This window comes from Paenibacillus sp. J31R109 (genome assembly GCF_059692055.1).
Genome location: NZ_JCAUAR010000001.1, coordinates 267,676 through 283,637 on the forward strand (window position 1 = coordinate 267,676; position 15,962 = coordinate 283,637).

Genomic DNA, 15,962 nt, shown 5'->3' on the forward strand with positions numbered 1-15,962 from the left:
CCTATGAAACGACCGGTATTCAAACGATTCGGGGAATTTCCCCGGCTTCCGGCAGCTTTTTGGCTACTTGTAACTTGCTTGGCGGCTAGCTTGTTATTCATGTTGTATCAAGGTGGAAAGCTAGCCTCCATGTTATTCATTACGATGTCGTTTTTGACGGTGTATTTACTCTCGGGGAATTGGAGCGGGATTAAGCGAGTTCAAGGAACTCGAAAGCTCACGAACACAGGTCTAGAGGCCAAACTTGAGGCAGGACAATCCTTACAGATTCAGATTGGACTGCAATTGCCAGGCTACTGGCCCGTTCCTTATGTGATGATTAAAGATCAGCTCATCCGTCAGAATGGCGACGAAGCCATATTTGAAGGGTCGATCGTTCCCGATTGGAAACGTCGAGGTGAATTCACTTATAGTACTCCGCCACTGCGGAGAGGCTACTACCGTTTCGGAGAGACAGAGTGTTTAACCGAAGATATATTTGGTTTTTTTCAACACAAAGGCCGCTTAGACTTGCAACAGCCAATTACTGTTTATCCACAAACGGTTGCCATTCGTGAATGGGCGCAATTTCATCAGATGCTCAAAGGTATGCAGCATCACTCCACGGCGACTAGCGCGCATCGGGAAACGACGCAAATCAATGGTGTTCGTGAATACATTTATGGCGATCGTCTTTCACGCATTCATTGGAATGCGACGGCCAAGACAGGAACTTGGAAGTCGAAGGAGTTCGAGCGGGAATCATTGCCGAAAACGATTATTTTACTAGATCGGACTGCACGTGCTTACCGGGATAACGCCGAATTTGAATTGGCTGTGTCGGTTGCTGCTTCCTTATTCCGATACGGAACCGGACGTGAAATGTCGCTGGGACTACTGTCGATTGGCAAAGAATTTACTTATTTTGAACCGAAGCACAGTCAGCATCACTACAAAGAGATTGTTAAACATCTCGTTGGTGTTGATGCGGATGGTTATCAATCTTTGGGTCAGATTCTAAAAGAACGCTCGCAGGAGTGGCCAGCAGGCAGTTTAATCGTGCTTATTTCTCCGCAAAAAGGCAGTGCGATGCTGCAGATGTTTCAGCAAATGGCACTTCTCCAAATGAAACCTTGTCATATTTGGATTCATGCGCAGGATAACCATGGCTTTGGAACTCCGGGCGTAGAACACCTTGCAACGCATGAAGATTACATTAAAGCCATTCGCTCACAGGGCTATATGGGGTATGAGGTAAGTCAATTAACAGACTTGCCTAACCTACTGGGAGGGGCGAAACGGTATGCCTAACACATGGTGGAGCAGAATTCTTCTCAAGGATTGGGCGATGCGCGTCTCGGCGATCTTCGTCGGTGTCTTCCTTTATCAATTTCTGATTTGGATTATGAAAGAAGATGGCTTGTGGCTTCCAGAGACGGTTTCTTTCGTAACATGGACGCTAGTCCTTACTACGGCAACCTACTTTATTCCCAAAATGAAGGATGGTTGGCGCGCATTTCTTCAATTTGTTCTCATGGTCTGGTTCCATGGATTGAGCATGGGCTATCATTGGGTATCTGTACAAATTACGAGCTGGAAAGAAGCACTGCGCTGGATTGGGCTCAACGCGGGTCAGCTTGAACCGTATATTTGGTTTAGTTTAAGTGCTTGGATCATTTATTTATTCGCAATGTGGTCTGTGAAATCGAGATTTCGGATTGTCGTCCTTATTTTTGTAAGTATTTTGTTTTTTGCTGTTCGTGATTCGTTTAGTATGATTTTCCTATGGCCTCAAGTGGCCATGATTTTGGTTTGTGGCTTCTTGCTTCTTATCGTGAGACATTTCTCACAGTTAAAGAAGAAAGCGCCAGATGTGTGGGAAACCATTTCGGATTACCCGTCCTCATTCGCTGTTCCTATCTTTATTTTAATTGTCATTATTGCTTTAGCAGGCATATTTGCTCCAACGGTAAATCCAATACTAACGGATCCTTATACAGCCTGGAAAGTGAGTCGCGGTGAACCAGTGCCATTGCTTGGCAAAGGGGTTAGTATTGCGTCCTCAACGGCGGATGCTTCATCAGGTTATAGCCGAGATGATAGCCGACTCGGCGGCGGCTTTCGGTTTGATTACACACCTGTGATGACCGTTGAATCCAGCAAACGAACTTATTTCCGTGGTGAAACGCGCTCGATGTACAACGGGAAAGGTTGGGAGCTTGGACCAACCGAGAAGAGATTGCCTATGTTTCGGGTAAATTTAAATCCGTTACCCCTAGATGCACGCTTTAACGTATCGCAATTGAAAACAACCGAAGTGACGCAAAGCGTTGTGATGGATCGAGAAGAGGTATTTCCTGTCTTATTCGGTGGCTATGCCATTCAGAAAATTGTAGGAATTAACCAAGGTGAGAACCAATTCCAGCGCATTATCTGGTCTCCTCGTCAATCAGAGCTTCGTTTCACGGGACGAACCAATTATCCCAAAGATTATTCAATTGTTACCCAAGAGCCGATTCTAGAGGAGGATCTTTTACGCAAAACAGAGCAAGACTTCGTTAACAAGCCAGATTGGGCAGAGTATTTGCAAGTTCCTGCTGATTTGCCTGAGCGAGTGAAGCAGCTAGCACTTGATATTACAAAAAATGCAACGAATCCTTACGATAAAGCAAAATCGATTGAGAAGTATTTGTCGGAGAATTTCCCTTATACGAATACACCGGACGAAACGAAGGGGAAAAGCAAGGACTTTGTGGATCGTTTCCTTTTCGAAGTGAAGCAAGGGTACTGTGATTATTACTCCACGGCTATGGCCGTACTCACTCGATCAATTGGTTTGCCTACACGGTGGGTGAAAGGTTATTCCTCCGGAGCTTCATCCATAACAGATGAGATTCGTGAGCAGGGAATCTTGAGTCTACTAGGTACAACGATTGATACAGATGGTGCGGGCACCTATACGATTCGCAACTCGGATGCGCACTCCTGGGTCGAAGTTTACTTTGAAGGATTTGGTTGGATATCGTTCGAGCCGACCTCTGGCTTTGCATTGCCGAATGTATTTCCAGAAGCGACACCAGTACCTGAAGATGTAACAACGGACACAGAAACGACGACAACGCCAGAAGAAACGACGACAACACCTAGCTTCACATGGCTTTGGATAACACTAAGCAGTGTAGTGGTTGTAGGACTTCTAGCTGTTGCAGTATTTTTCTTACTTCGAAGTGAAGCATGGCATAACTGGCGCGCGCGTAGGAAACAACTGCAAGTCGTCAACTTCAATCAGAAAATTGTTGTTGAGTTTGAAAAAATGCTTCGTTCTTCACGTCGCAAAGGCTATACGCGATATGAGTATGAAACAGTGCGTGAAGCAACCACCAGGTGGTCATCGCAGAGTAAATGGTTAAAGAAAGAGCTTGATGCCTTGATTGAACTATTTGAACGTGCGAAATACAGCCAATTAGCTGTAACGGAAGGTGAGTATCAACAAGCGAATCAATTAATTTTACGTGTAAAAGAACAAATGAAATAGTTAAATGACGCCACTCTCCATCCATGGAGGGTGGCTTCCTATGAGAGGAGCTTTATTCAAATGGCGTTTATCGATTGTCATTTTCATTCAGAATCCCTTGGTGTTGCAGCTTCCATGCATGTTATATTACCTCAAGTCGCCAAAAGTCAAATCGGATTGACGTCACGTGCTTACGGTGGGAAGCATCCGACACTGCTTTTGCTGCACGGCTTGTCTGATGACCATACGATTTGGATGCGGAGAACCTCCATTGAGCGTTATGCATCACAGCTCGGAATTGCCGTCATTATGCCGGCTGTGAATCGCAGTTTTTATGCGGACATGGTGTCAGGACCAAAGTATTGGGAATTTATTAGTGAGGAATTACCCGTACTTGCAAGATCATTCTTTCCACTAGCCGAAGAACGAGAGTTGAACTTCGTGGCAGGTCTATCTATGGGCGGTTACGGTGCTATGAAGCTAGCTCTCTCGCATCCGAATCGATATGCAGCTGCGGCAAGCTTGTCGGGTGCAGTTGATATCGTAGAGAGAGCGGCTGCATTTCCAGCCGATTCTCAACTCATTTTTGGCGAGCTGTCTACAATTAAAAATAGTCCCAATGATTTGTTTTATCTAGCAGACCAACTCGTTGCAAGTAAACAGGATAGACCGCAACTCTATCAATGTTGTGGTACAGAAGACTTTCTGTATGCGGATAATATTCGTTTTAGAGATTATTGCCGTGCTCAGGGCTTACAAATCACCTATGAAGAAGAGTCTGCTACGCATGACTGGGGCTACTGGGATCGCAAAATTCAAAGCGTTTTAGACTGGTTGCCGTTGCCAACAAGGTCCTAGTGAGAAAAACTTCTAATGAAGTCTTTCGAGTGAAGTCTTTCGAGGATGATCGAGCGGAGGGAAAATATGTTCTTTTCTTTTTGCAACAAACGAGGCACTATGGTATAGTTTCACGTATATGTCAAGGAAGCAGTTGGAGGGAATTTGTTTGCTGAAAAAGCTTGTACCCAGACAGTCTGTTCATACGATTTACGATATTGATGCGAATCACCTGTGGGATTTCGGGATTCGCGGAATTATAACGGATCTTGATAATACACTTGTTGGTGCACGTGATCCACATGCGACGCCAGAGTTAATAGAATGGCTGAATCATTTGCAGCAGATTGGCTTCAAAGTGGTCATTGTGTCGAATAATCATCATAACCGGGTGTCGACCTTTGCAAAGCCATTGGACATTCCGTTTATTCACCGTGCCAAAAAGCCGACGAATGCTTCCTTCCATAAGGCGATGAAGCTGCTTGGGACGAATGCGCGGCAGACGACTGTTATCGGGGATCAAATGCTGACAGACGTGCTTGGCGGTAATCGAATGGGGCTATATACGATCCTCGTTCAACCTATCTCAAGAAAAGATGAAGGCTTCTTCACGAAAGTGAACCGCCAGATTGAGAAATGGGCTCTAGCAAGGATGAAGAATTAGGAGGTTTCATGAGTACAGAAACATTACAACATTGTGCGGGTTGCGGCATTGGGCTGCAAACAGAAGACAAAACGAAACTGGGCTATATTCCAGAGGCTGCCTTGGAGAAGGAGCCTTTGATTTGCCAGCGTTGCTATCGAATTAAGCATTACAATGAATCTTCAAGCATTACGCTGGAGCAGGACGACTTCCTGAAATTATTAGGACATGTTGGCCAAACGAAGGCGCTTGTCGTGAAAATCGTGGATATTTTTGATTTTGAAGGCAGCATGATTAGCTCGCTTGCTCGATTTATTGGGAATAACCCGGTTTTGCTCGTAGTTAACAAGATCGATTTATTACCTAAAGTGACGAATGCGAACAAGATCATCAACTGGGTACAGCGCAGAGTAAAGGAAGAAAACCTGAAGGTTGTTGATATCGTGCTTTGCAGCGCGAAGAAAAACATGGGTTTCGACCGCGTTATCTCAGCTGTGCAAGAATACCGCGGTAATATGGACGTATACGTGGTTGGGGCTACGAACGTAGGGAAATCGACATTAATCAACCGCTTGATCAGTGATTATAGTGATCTGGAAGCTGAATTGACGACGTCGCAATATCCAGGAACTACGCTTGATTTGGTCAAAATTCCACTTGATGATGGCAAGTTCATTATCGATACACCTGGAATTGTGTACAAGCATCGATTGACTGAGGTTGTGAAGAAGCGTGATTTAACGCCGCTAATGCCAGATAAACCTCTTAAACCGATGGTATTTCAACTAAATGAGGCGCAGACCTTATTTTTTGGTGCGTTAGTTCGGTTTGATTTTATTCAAGGTGAACATCAATCTTTCACTTGTTACACGTCGAATGCGATTCAGATTCATCGTACGAAGCTGGAGCGGGCAGATAGCTTGTATGAAGAACATAAAGGTGTCATGCTGACGCCTCCGGCGCAGGCTGATCTTGAAGAGCTTCCGAAGTTGGTTAAGCATCCGCTGCACATTCCGAAGGGGAAACAAATGGATGTGTTGATCTCTGGTTTAGGCTGGATTAAAGTGAATAGCTTAGCAGGTGCGACGCTTGCGGTTCATGCACCGAAGGGGATTAAAGTCATTACGCGGGAGTCGTTGATTTAGGGGGCATAGGGGAGATCATGGAGAAACTTGTGACGGGGATCGATAGTCATACGGTATTATATGGGGTATTCGGGGATCCGATTCGGCATTCCCGTTCTCCGATCATGTTGAATCGCGCTTTTCAGGAAGCGGGAATCAATGGCGTTTATGCAGCTTTTCACGTAAAGCCAGAGGGTCTTGGCGACGCAGTTCGGGGAATTAGAGCTCTAGGCTATCGCGGTGTGAATGTAACTATTCCGCATAAAGTGGATGTGATGAATTACCTCGATGAGATCGATGAGGGCGCTATGATCGTTGGTGCTGTTAATACCATTGTGAATGAGAATGGTAAACTCAAAGGTTTTAATACGGATGGGATTGGCTATGTGAGATCCTTGAAGGAAGAAACAGGCATTGAGCTCACAGGTAAACGTGTTCTTCTACTTGGTGCAGGCGGGGCGGCGAGAGGTGTTGCCTATGCTTTGGCTAAGGAAGGCGCGAGCTGTATATATATTGCGAATCGGACCAAAGAGCGAGCTGTCGAACTAGCAGCTACGATTGGTGCATTTACGGAAACCGTGGGATTAGGGTTGGATGAGCTTGAGAACGTTGTGGACCAAGTTGAATTCGTGTTGAATACGACGTCAGCTGGTATGCATCCTCATGTAGATGATCTCCCTTTACCGCTTCATCTGCTTCGACCGCATCATCTAGTAAGTGATCTCATTTATAATCCGCGTATCACGAGATTTCTTCGTGAAGCGGAAGCTATTGGCGCTCGCATTCATGGCGGGTTAGGCATGTTTATTTATCAAGGCGCATACGCCTTCGAGTATTGGACGGGAACCCCTGCGCCGGTTGCGGCAATGAGACAGGTGGTAGAACAGTCATTAACTGAATAAGAATGAATAGAGGGACATCCATGTTATCAGGCAAACAGAAAAGATTTTTGCGTTCTTTAGCGCACCATGTAGATCCAATTTTTCAAGTAGGTAAAGGTGGCGTGAATGACCATTTGATTCGTCACATCCAAGAAGCCATTGAAGTTCGTGAATTGATCAAAATTACGGTACTCAACAACAGTGGTGAAGATCGTCAAGAAGTTGGAGCCGAATTATCTGAAAAATCCGGTGCAGAGCTAGTTCAAGTAATTGGAAAGATTGTCGTGCTTTACAAAGAATCACGTGACAATAAGAAAATTGAACTGCCGCGCTAATGAGGTGGACGTATGCTTGTCGGAATTATGGGAGGCACGTTCGATCCCATTCATACCGGTCATTTAATCGCAGCTGAACGTGCGAGGGTGGAAGGGGGCTTGGACGAGGTGTGGCTGATGCCAGCCAACGTCCCGCCGCATAAACCGAATGCCCCGAAGGGAACAAGCCAGCAGCGTTGGGAGATGGTTTGCCTTGCTGCAGAAGGCAATCCTTTTTTTCGTCCTATCGATATCGAAATTAACAAAGGCGGCGTATCATATAGTATCGATACGATCGAGCTGTTGAAATCGCAATATCCGGACATCGCGTTCACTTATATTATTGGCGCGGATATGGTTCAGTATTTGCCGCAGTGGCATCGTATCGATGACATCGTGCGGCATATTCATTTTATTGGATTAGCCAGACCTGGTTATGAGCTGGACTTGTCACAGCTGCCCGAGCATATTCGACCCCGAGTTAAGCTGGTTCCGATGCCCCTCGTTGAAATTTCGTCGACAGCTATTCGGGCGTTGAGACAGAAACAGGATCCTGTCAGGTATCTTGTGCCAGATAAGGTTGGGCAATTCATGGAGGTGAATCACTTATATGAAACGTGAAGACCTAATGGCAGCAGTGAAAGAGCAGATGCCTGAGCGGCGTTGGCAGCACACGCTTGGTGTGATGGAGACGAGTGTCATGTTGGCAGAACGTTTTGGCGGTGATGCGGTCAAAGCGGATATTGCAGCGATTTTGCACGACTACTGCAAGTATTGGCCGATCGGGGAGCAAGCTAAGATTATTCGTGAGAACGATTTACCCCAAGATTTATTAGCTTTCGATAAAGAGTTGTGGCATTCGCATGCAGGTGCTTTTATCGCGAAGACGCAATTTGGCATCGCTGACGAGGAGATTTTGGATGCGATTAGGTATCATACCTCGGGCCGCGAACAGATGACACAGCTCGATAAAATTGTTTGCTTGGCGGATTATATGGAGCCAGGTCGTGATTTCCCTGGTGTGGATTCGATTCGTGAGCTGGCGAAGACAAGTCTCGAACGTGCCTTGATTGCTGGATTTGATTCCACGATCAGCTTCTTGATAGCCAAAGGAAAACGCATTTATCCACTAACAATTCTAACTCGGAACGATTTATTGGAACAAATTCAAACACACACCTAATGACATGGAGGATGATTGCATGAGTAAAAACCCAGAAGAAATATTAGCATTCGTTGTTGAGGCAGCGGAAGACAAAAAAGCAGCAGATATCGTTAGTCTAAACTTGAAAGGTGTTTCCTTAATTGCTGATTATTTCGTGATTTGTCACGGGAATTCGGAAACACAAGTCCAAGCTATCGCAGGTGAGGCTCGTAAAAAAGCACACGAGCATGGTGTTCATATCAGAGGCTTTGAAGGGATCGATACAGCAAGATGGGTACTGCTTGATTTAGGAGACGTTGTACTCCACGTTTTCCATCGTGATGACCGCGAATACTATAATATCGAAAGACTTTGGTCCGATGCTAAAGTTGTGGAGCGCGTATGAGAATGGAAGCAGGATCCCTTGTTACCCTCGAGGTAGCAAGGGAAGTTCCGCCTAACGGCTTTTTCCTCACGGATGGCTACCAAGATTTCCTTCTGCCGTACGCAGAAATCGTAGGCAATCGAATCAGCCCGGGAGATAAAGTGGAAGTATTCTTGTTCCACGATACCCAGGATCGAATCATGGCGACCATGAAGCGTCCTTTGCTTATCATGGGTGAGGTTGGACTCTTGGAAGTCGTAGATATCCACCCGCGATTTGGCTATTTCTTAGAAATGGGGTTAGGGCGTCATCTACTTCTTCCCTATCGACATGTTCCGGAACTTGAAGAACTTCGTCCCCAAGTAGGTGACAAAGTGTTTGCAACGCTTGCACACGATCGCCAAGGGCGATTAATTGCAAAGCTAGCGCTTGAAGAAGACTTAGCTCCGCTATGCGTAAGAGCACCGTCGAGTTGGACGAACCAATGGGTGAAAGCTCGCGTCTATCGGCCTTTGCAGATGGGTACTTTCGTCATTTGTGAAGCAGGTGTCTTAGGCTATGGTGTAATCGGACTCATCATTCCACAAGAACGGACACGCTTACTTCGCGTTGGTGAGCAAGTCGATGTTAGGATTGCTTTTGTTCGCGAAGAAGATGGACGAGTTAACCTATCGATGAGACTTCCTAAGGAAAAAGGACGCGATGAGGATGCGGAACGCATTCTAGAAGTGCTCCGGGAACGTCCTGGGAACGCCATGCCATTTTCAGATAAAACGCAGGCAGATATTATTAAAGATAAATTCGGCCTGAGTAAAGCGGCATTTAAACGTGCTCTAGGCAAGCTTATGAAAGATGGGCTTATCTATCAGGAAGAGGATTGGACTTATCTGAAACAAGAGGAGACGCAAGTCTGAGATGAGTTACGAGAAATTTGCCTATACGTACGATCGCTTGATGAACAGTATGCCGTATGAAGACTGGCTGCGGTTTGTGAAGGAAAGCTTTGAACGCTTTGAAGTTAAACCAACAACGCTTGTTGATCTAGGTTGCGGGACAGGCAATATATCCATTCCGTTAGCTGCTGAAGGATTGCTGGTGACGGGAATCGATCTTTCCGAGGATATGTTAGCTGTTGCCGAGCAGAAGTACAGTGAACAGCCTAGTCAGCTTCGCGGGGGTGGCATTCGCTGGATTCAGCAGGATATACGGGAATGGGAGCTTGGCGAGGAAGTCGATGTAGCCATTTCATTTTGTGATAGTGTTAATTATTTATTAGAGGAAGAGGACATCGTGGATGCTTTCCGTCAGACATGGGCGGGACTTAAGCCAGGCGGTTTGTTTCTCTTCGACGTACATACTCCCCAGCAATTGTTTGCGTATGCGGAGTCTCAGCCTTTTTTTCTGAATGAGGACGATGTTGCTTACATTTGGACAAGCGAGTTAGATGAGGATCGTGTTCAGATTGAACATGATTTAACTATTTTCGTCAGAGACAGTGGTACAAGTGACAACTTCCGACGTATTGATGAAACGCATGAACAAAGAGCGTACCCCTTACAATGGCTGGAACAGATGCTGATCGAAGTAGGTTTTCGTGAGGTACATCAAGCGGCAGACTTTACGTGGGAACAACCAACGGAGACAACGGAGCGAGCTTTCTTTATTGCAAAAAAATAATACGGATGACGGGATTCGCCCGCGGCTTGACAGTTCGGCATTATTTTACATATAATCAAAGCTAATCAGTTGTATGGAAAGCTTAGATGAGGAATAGTACCTTGTACAGCATCTTTCAGAGAGTCGGAGCTTGGGTGTGAGCCGGCAGATGTTAGTCTTGAGAACTCGCCTCGGAGCTAGAAGGTGAACCGCCTGATCCTGGATCAGTGCGCTAGCTGGATCGTCTCACCCGCGTTAAGGGGCAGAGTGAACACAGGTGAAGAACGCCTTGTGTTAACTAGGGTGGTACCACGGGAATTATACCTCTCGTCCCTAGCGATATCCGCTAGCGATGTGAGGTTTTTTTGTGCGTATTTGCATACATGAGCAATAGAGCATTTTAAGGAGGCATGGAAGGTATGACACAGGAATTGAAAGAAACGAAAGAGCAACAAGGCTACAATCCGCAATCGATTGAACCCAAATGGCAGGCATACTGGGATGCGAAGAAAACATTTAAAGTACTAGAAAATTCGGATAAACCGAAATTTTATGCCTTGGATATGTTCCCATACCCATCAGGTGCGGGGCTACACGTAGGGCATCCAGAAGGTTATACAGCGACAGATATCGTTTCCCGTTTCAAGCGGATGAGAGGCTTTAACGTGCTTCACCCAATGGGCTGGGATGCGTTCGGACTTCCTGCGGAGCAGTATGCCCTAGATACAGGGAATGACCCGCGTGAGTTCACGAAGAAAAATATTGATACGTTCCGTCGTCAAATTAAGTCTCTTGGTTTCTCCTACGATTGGGATCGTGAGATTAGTACGACTGATCCGGAGTATTACAAATGGACACAATGGATTTTCATCCAGTTGTACAATAAAGGGCTTGCTTATGTCGACGAAGTGCCTGTTAACTGGTGTCCAGCTCTAGGTACGGTGCTTGCGAATGAGGAAGTTATTGACGGATTAAGCGAACGTGGTAACCATCCGGTTATTCGGAAGCCGATGCGTCAGTGGATTTTGAGAATTACAGAGTATGCAGAGCGTTTGCTTGAGGATCTTGAGGAGCTTGATTGGTCTGAAAGTATCAAGGATATGCAGCGTAACTGGATTGGAAAGTCAACAGGAGCTGAGGTTCAGTTCGCTTTTGAAGGGCATGCGGATAAAAGCCTAACGGTTTTCACAACGCGTCCAGATACATTGTTCGGTGCAACTTATTGTGTATTGGCGCCTGAGCATGAGCTTGTAGCGCAGATTACAACAGAAGGTCAAACGGCTGCGATTAAAGAATATCAAGAGAAAGCTTCCCGCAAAAGCGATCTAGAGCGTACAGATTTGGCGAAAGACAAATCAGGCGTGTTCACAGGTGCTTATGCCATCAATCCAGTGAATGACACGAAAGTGCCAATCTGGATCGCAGATTATGTGCTTGGTGGCTACGGTACAGGGGCGATCATGGCGGTTCCAGGGCACGATCAACGTGACTGGGAATTTGCGAAGCAATTTGAATTGCCAATTATCGAAGTTGTGCAAGGCGGAGATGTGGAGAAAGAAGCTTACGCTGGCGATGGCAAACATGTGAACTCAGGTCCAATCGATGGATTGAACATTGAGCAAGGAATCAGCCATATGATCGCTTGGTTAGAGCAAAATGGCAAAGGCCGCGGCAAAGTAACGTATCGTTTGAGAGACTGGCTGTTCAGCCGTCAACGTTACTGGGGTGAGCCGATTCCAATTCTTCACCTTGAAGATGGCACGATGAAGCCAGTTCCAGTGGATCAATTGCCATTATTGCTTCCAGAAGTAGATGAAATTAAGCCATCCGGTACAGGTGAGTCACCGCTTGCTAACGTATCTGAGTGGGTCAATACAATTGATCCAGAAACGGGTATGAAAGCTCGCCGTGAAACGAATACGATGCCACAATGGGCGGGAAGCTGCTGGTATTACCTGCGTTTCATCGATCCGAAGAATGATCAAGCGTTCTGCTCGGATGAGCTGCAAAAGCAATGGCTGCCAGTTGATCTGTACATTGGCGGAGCGGAGCACGCGGTTCTTCACTTGCTGTATGCGCGTTTCTGGCATAAAGTACTTTACGATCTTGGCTTTGTACACACGAAAGAGCCGTTCCATAAGCTTGTGAACCAAGGGATGATTCTTGGCGAGAACATGGAGAAAATGAGTAAATCTCGCGGCAATGTTGTGAATCCAGACGATATCGTGAGCGATCAAGGTGCGGATACACTTCGTATTTATGAAATGTTCATGGGGCCGTTGGAAGCGACAAAACCGTGGAATACAACAGGTGTAGACGGGATCTACCGTTTCTTGAATCGCGTCTGGAGACTGTTCGTTGATGACAATGGTCAAGTGCATGCCAAAATTAGCGCGGATGAGACGCTAGGCAGCGATACATTCAAACGTACGTGGCACCGTTCGATCAAGAAAATTACGGAAGACTTCGATGCGCTTCGCTTTAATACAGCGATTAGCCAAATGATGATTTTCGTTAATGAAGCGTACAAAACAGAACGCTTACCATTAGAAGCAATGAAAAACTTTGTACAGATGCTTTCGCCACTAGCACCTCACTTGGCTGAAGAGCTATGGGAGAAATTAGGCGGCGTAGAATCGATTACTTACGAAGCATGGCCAGCTTATGATGAAGCATTGACTGTTGATAATGAAGTTGAAATCGTCGTGCAGATCAACGGGAAAATCGTTGAACGAGTTATGATTTCCAAAGATACAGATGAAGCTGCAATGGAGAAAATGGCTTTTGAACTCGACAAAGTCAAAGAAGCGACCGCCGGAAAGGCCGTTCGCAAATTGATTGTTGTTAAAGGTAAATTAGTCAATATCGTTGTAGGTTAAGAACGGAAAGATGCAAGCATTGGGAAGGCTACTGCTTTTGCTTTATGGTAAAAAGCTGTTCAGCCTTCTCAATGTCTTCTTCATATTTGGCATGTGTAGCACTAATCACTTGAGAGAAAACCCCGCGAAGTTCCTTTTCCAAAATACGTAAACCTTCCGCAGTTATGCCTCCAGGAACCGATACCCTTTTTTGTAAACTGATGGGGTTGAAGCCTCCCGTTGTCAGCAATTTCCCAGTACCTAAAGTCATTTCACTTGCAAGCAGTGTGGCCTCTTCAGCTGAAATACCCGTTTCTTCCACCGCAGCATCAATAAAAGCTTGAATATAGCTAGCTAGAAAAGCAGGGCCGCAACTTGATAAATCCGATGAAATTCTAGTGTAATTCTCAGATACACGAATAGGTGTCGAGATATGTGTGAAAATATTTTCAAGCCATTCTTTATCTTCAGGCTGCATACGATTTCCATGAATACATAACGTAGCACCACTTAAAACGTAGTTCGTGATACTCGGTATGATTTTACTTATTTTAGCCGGGAGAAGACCTTCCAAATGCTTAATCAGAATAGGACTCGTGATGGATATTATAAATTGAGAGGAAAGCACGTCCTCTTTGATTTCATCAATAACCTTTTTAAATTCAGAAGGTTTCACACATAGGAAAATCAAATCACATCCGCGCACGACTTCACGATTGCTTTCTGCCACTTGCAAACCAGGATAGTTCTCCGCAAGAAGTTCAACTTTCCGCAATGTTCGATTGCTAGCGATAATTTGCTCGGGATTGAATGCCCCGGAATGAATGAATGCTTCAATCAGTATACTTCCCATACTCCCAGTACCGATGAATCCAGCTTTCATCAAGTAATCCCTCCCGATATAATCAGTCTTTATACGAAACTACAACCGATAAACTTAGGTTAGCTTCATCTAATTAGCACAACAATTCGTCATGTGGTCATTAGGACGCTTTTTCATGTATATGGTTGCCCATACGCAAATATGCTAAGAAAGAAGGTCGTTTGTGGATTTTATTGGAAATAAAATGAAGAGAATCCTGCTGCTGCTTGGTGTGATCTCGCTTTTTGTCTGGGTTGTTTGGCCATTTCTCCGTGGAGGGCAATCCACTATTCAAACAGCGTTTATGCCGATCAATACGCAGATGGAAGCCTTACTCGGGCAAGCCGCTAGCGAGAAACAAGAAAAGGCAGCGCAAGCGACTGCAGTTGCTGCAATAAAAGCCACCACAACACCGAAGGCGAGTCTGGCACCCCCGAAAGAAAGTCCAGCATCGACGGCAATTTCTGAAAAACCGATAACTTCTACAGAGAGTGAAAAAACAACTACGGATACGAGAGATGGACTGCTAAATTTGAACACGGCTACATTAGAACAATTAGATAAGTTGCCGGGGATCGGTGAAAGTAAGGCCAACGCGATTATTGCGCATCGTTCGAAGATTGGAAGCTTCAAGAGAGTCGAAGAACTAATGGATGTGAAAGGTATCGGTGAGAAAATGTTCGAGAAGCTTAGGGGCTTGTTATTTGTGGTGCCAAGTTAGCTCATCTTTTCATTTCTAGCGAAATGTGAGAAAATACTAGAAATAGTTTTGCTTTCGAATAGAGTAACTAAACAAACCGAGTCACCAGGAGGGAGTCCAGCATCATGAGCATCCGAAAAGATTGGGATACGTATTTCCTAGATATTGCATATATGGCTTCCACACGCTCTAGGTGTAATCGTCGTCATGTTGGAGCAGTGCTTGTACAGGGTAAAAAGCTTCTTGGTACAGCTTATAACGGAGCTCCCATGGGCGTGGCGGATTGCACGGAAGCGGGTTGCATGCTTGTGGAAGAGATCGAACTGAAGGTCGTAGCCGATGTCGAAGAGGTCGTACGTAAGCACCGTTGCATACGCACCATCCATGCTGAGCAGAACTTATTGTTGTTTACCGATCGTGAGGATCGCGAAGGCTCTACCGTTTATGTGACGGATCAACCTTGCTGGACCTGTGCAAACATGTTGGCTAACAGCGGTGTAACTGAAATTGTGTTTCATCGTGGTTATCCGAAGGATCATGAGAAAGTTAGTCAATTGATGGAAGCTAGAGGAATTTCATTCCGACAGATGACTACGTATGAACCGCCTGCAGGAACCGTATCCGAGGTTGTGAACTGAATAACGCGTTATGAGGGGAAGAACCTCTCTCTAGAAGCAGCCGTTGGGGTGCGCTAGGGGGAGGTTTTTTTGTTGGGGATCGTGTAGTGGATAGGCATGCAGACTATGGCAAATGCGGTAACTATGGCAAACATGGAAAATGAGGAAAACAGGGCAACCACGATAAACATGACAAAACGCAATATTTAAGGCAATTTACGCTACGTGGTGCGTACGAGGGGAACGAGAGTGCGCTATCCAAGCCATAACAGCTGTTTTCCTTGCTTGAAGGGAACCTGAGTGCGCTATTTAGGGGAAATTGCCTGCAATTACCTGCTTTTTTTAAAATAAGGTCTCCTCGTTCCCTTTGGTGTTTGGATATAGCGATTTATTTAGAAATAGAGCATCTACGTTCCCTCTGGAGGAAAAAACAAGCTAATTCTAAAAA

General features: G+C 45.5%; 16 protein-coding genes and 1 other annotated feature. Of the genes, 15 read left to right on the forward strand and 1 reads right to left on the reverse strand.

Features of this window, described 5'->3' with window-relative positions; translation table 11 throughout:
* Positions 1–3: 3 nt before the first annotated feature.
* The 13 genes from AC58QT_RS01080 to leuS all read left to right on the forward strand — a co-directional run bounded on the left by AC58QT_RS01080 (position 4) and on the right by leuS (position 13,356).
* Positions 4–1,290, forward strand: a complete 1,287-nt coding sequence (locus AC58QT_RS01080) for a DUF58 domain-containing protein (RefSeq protein WP_497407371.1) — start codon at positions 4–6, stop codon at positions 1,288–1,290.
* Positions 1,283–3,514, forward strand: a complete 2,232-nt coding sequence (locus AC58QT_RS01085) for a transglutaminase TgpA family protein (protein ID WP_497407372.1) — start codon at positions 1,283–1,285, stop codon at positions 3,512–3,514. Before AC58QT_RS01080 ends, AC58QT_RS01085 begins: the two co-directional genes overlap by 8 nt.
* 60 nt (positions 3,515–3,574) lie before the next feature.
* Positions 3,575–4,351, forward strand: coding sequence for an alpha/beta hydrolase (locus AC58QT_RS01090; protein ID WP_497407373.1), 777 nt, complete (start codon positions 3,575–3,577; stop codon positions 4,349–4,351).
* Between the two features lie 148 nt (positions 4,352–4,499).
* On the forward strand, positions 4,500–4,994 hold the full coding sequence (locus tag AC58QT_RS01095) for a YqeG family HAD IIIA-type phosphatase (RefSeq protein ID WP_310226816.1): 495 nt from the start codon (positions 4,500–4,502) through the stop codon (positions 4,992–4,994).
* A gap of 8 nt (positions 4,995–5,002) precedes the next feature.
* Positions 5,003–6,118: a ribosome biogenesis GTPase YqeH gene (gene yqeH / locus AC58QT_RS01100; protein ID WP_497407374.1), complete on the forward strand. Its 1,116-nt coding sequence runs from the start codon at positions 5,003–5,005 to the stop codon at positions 6,116–6,118.
* 17 nt (positions 6,119–6,135) lie between these two features.
* Positions 6,136–6,999 (forward strand): shikimate dehydrogenase, encoded by an 864-nt coding sequence (locus AC58QT_RS01105; RefSeq protein ID WP_310226820.1) that lies wholly within the window; start codon positions 6,136–6,138, stop codon positions 6,997–6,999.
* Between the two features lie 20 nt (positions 7,000–7,019).
* Entirely contained in the window at positions 7,020–7,313 is a 294-nt protein-coding gene (gene yhbY, locus AC58QT_RS01110) for a ribosome assembly RNA-binding protein YhbY (protein ID WP_310499104.1), read from the forward strand.
* A 12-nt stretch (positions 7,314–7,325) separates the two neighbouring features.
* Positions 7,326–7,913, forward strand: coding sequence for a nicotinate-nucleotide adenylyltransferase (gene nadD, locus AC58QT_RS01115; protein WP_497287829.1), 588 nt, complete (start codon positions 7,326–7,328; stop codon positions 7,911–7,913).
* A complete protein-coding gene (gene yqeK / locus AC58QT_RS01120) occupies positions 7,903–8,475 on the forward strand; it encodes a bis(5'-nucleosyl)-tetraphosphatase (symmetrical) YqeK (protein ID WP_497407375.1) in 573 nt (190 codons plus the stop codon). The genes nadD and yqeK overlap by 11 nt, the downstream gene beginning before the upstream one ends.
* Positions 8,476–8,494: 19 nt before the next feature.
* Entirely contained in the window at positions 8,495–8,842 is a 348-nt protein-coding gene (gene rsfS, locus AC58QT_RS01125) for a ribosome silencing factor (protein ID WP_497287827.1), read from the forward strand.
* A complete protein-coding gene (locus AC58QT_RS01130; RefSeq protein WP_497407376.1) occupies positions 8,839–9,735 on the forward strand; it encodes a CvfB family protein in 897 nt (298 codons plus the stop codon). Before rsfS ends, AC58QT_RS01130 begins: the two co-directional genes overlap by 4 nt.
* Position 9,736: 1 nt before the next feature.
* Complete coding sequence (locus tag AC58QT_RS01135) at positions 9,737–10,498, forward strand: class I SAM-dependent DNA methyltransferase (protein ID WP_497407377.1); 762 nt, start codon at positions 9,737–9,739, stop codon at positions 10,496–10,498.
* Positions 10,499–10,572: 74 nt separating this feature from the next.
* Positions 10,573–10,815, forward strand: a binding site (T-box leader).
* An 81-nt stretch (positions 10,816–10,896) separates the two neighbouring features.
* Positions 10,897–13,356, forward strand: coding sequence for a leucine--tRNA ligase (gene leuS, locus AC58QT_RS01140; protein ID WP_497407378.1), 2,460 nt, complete (start codon positions 10,897–10,899; stop codon positions 13,354–13,356).
* A 28-nt stretch (positions 13,357–13,384) separates the two neighbouring features.
* Here the strand turns inward: leuS and comER are convergent, their stop codons facing one another.
* Positions 13,385–14,218: a late competence protein ComER gene (gene comER / locus AC58QT_RS01145; RefSeq protein ID WP_497407379.1), complete on the reverse strand. Its 834-nt coding sequence runs from the start codon at positions 14,216–14,218 to the stop codon at positions 13,385–13,387.
* 163 nt (positions 14,219–14,381) lie between these two features.
* On the opposite strand from comER, the gene AC58QT_RS01150 reads away from it, so the two are divergent.
* Both AC58QT_RS01150 and AC58QT_RS01155 read left to right on the forward strand, forming a co-directional pair.
* Entirely contained in the window at positions 14,382–14,918 is a 537-nt protein-coding gene (locus AC58QT_RS01150; protein ID WP_497407380.1) for a ComEA family DNA-binding protein, read from the forward strand.
* Between the two features lie 104 nt (positions 14,919–15,022).
* Positions 15,023–15,535 carry a deoxycytidylate deaminase gene (locus AC58QT_RS01155; RefSeq protein WP_310226839.1) on the forward strand — a complete coding sequence of 171 codons (513 nt, stop codon included), beginning with the start codon at positions 15,023–15,025 and terminating at the stop codon, positions 15,533–15,535.
* Positions 15,536–15,962 lie beyond the last annotated feature (427 nt).

Bases quoted from the DNA above. Each gene is read 5' to 3' on its own strand.
- AC58QT_RS01080 (WP_497407371.1), top strand. From the start codon at position 4: ATGAAACGACCGGTATTCAAACGATTCGGGGAATTTCCCCGGCTTCCG.
- AC58QT_RS01085 (WP_497407372.1), top strand. From the start codon at position 1,283: ATGCCTAACACATGGTGGAGCAGAATTCTTCTCAAGGATTGGGCGATG.
- AC58QT_RS01090 (WP_497407373.1), top strand. From the start codon at position 3,575: ATGGCGTTTATCGATTGTCATTTTCATTCAGAATCCCTTGGTGTTGCA.
- yqeH (WP_497407374.1), top strand. From the start codon at position 5,003: ATGAGTACAGAAACATTACAACATTGTGCGGGTTGCGGCATTGGGCTG.
- AC58QT_RS01105 (WP_310226820.1), top strand. From the start codon at position 6,136: ATGGAGAAACTTGTGACGGGGATCGATAGTCATACGGTATTATATGGG.
- yhbY (WP_310499104.1), top strand. From the start codon at position 7,020: ATGTTATCAGGCAAACAGAAAAGATTTTTGCGTTCTTTAGCGCACCAT.
- nadD (WP_497287829.1), top strand. From the start codon at position 7,326: ATGCTTGTCGGAATTATGGGAGGCACGTTCGATCCCATTCATACCGGT.
- yqeK (WP_497407375.1), top strand. From the start codon at position 7,903: ATGAAACGTGAAGACCTAATGGCAGCAGTGAAAGAGCAGATGCCTGAG.
- rsfS (WP_497287827.1), top strand. From the start codon at position 8,495: ATGAGTAAAAACCCAGAAGAAATATTAGCATTCGTTGTTGAGGCAGCG.
- AC58QT_RS01130 (WP_497407376.1), top strand. From the start codon at position 8,839: ATGAGAATGGAAGCAGGATCCCTTGTTACCCTCGAGGTAGCAAGGGAA.
- AC58QT_RS01135 (WP_497407377.1), top strand. From the start codon at position 9,737: ATGAGTTACGAGAAATTTGCCTATACGTACGATCGCTTGATGAACAGT.
- leuS (WP_497407378.1), top strand. From the start codon at position 10,897: ATGACACAGGAATTGAAAGAAACGAAAGAGCAACAAGGCTACAATCCG.
- comER (WP_497407379.1), bottom strand. From the start codon at position 14,218: ATGAAAGCTGGATTCATCGGTACTGGGAGTATGGGAAGTATACTGATT.
- AC58QT_RS01155 (WP_310226839.1), top strand. From the start codon at position 15,023: ATGAGCATCCGAAAAGATTGGGATACGTATTTCCTAGATATTGCATAT.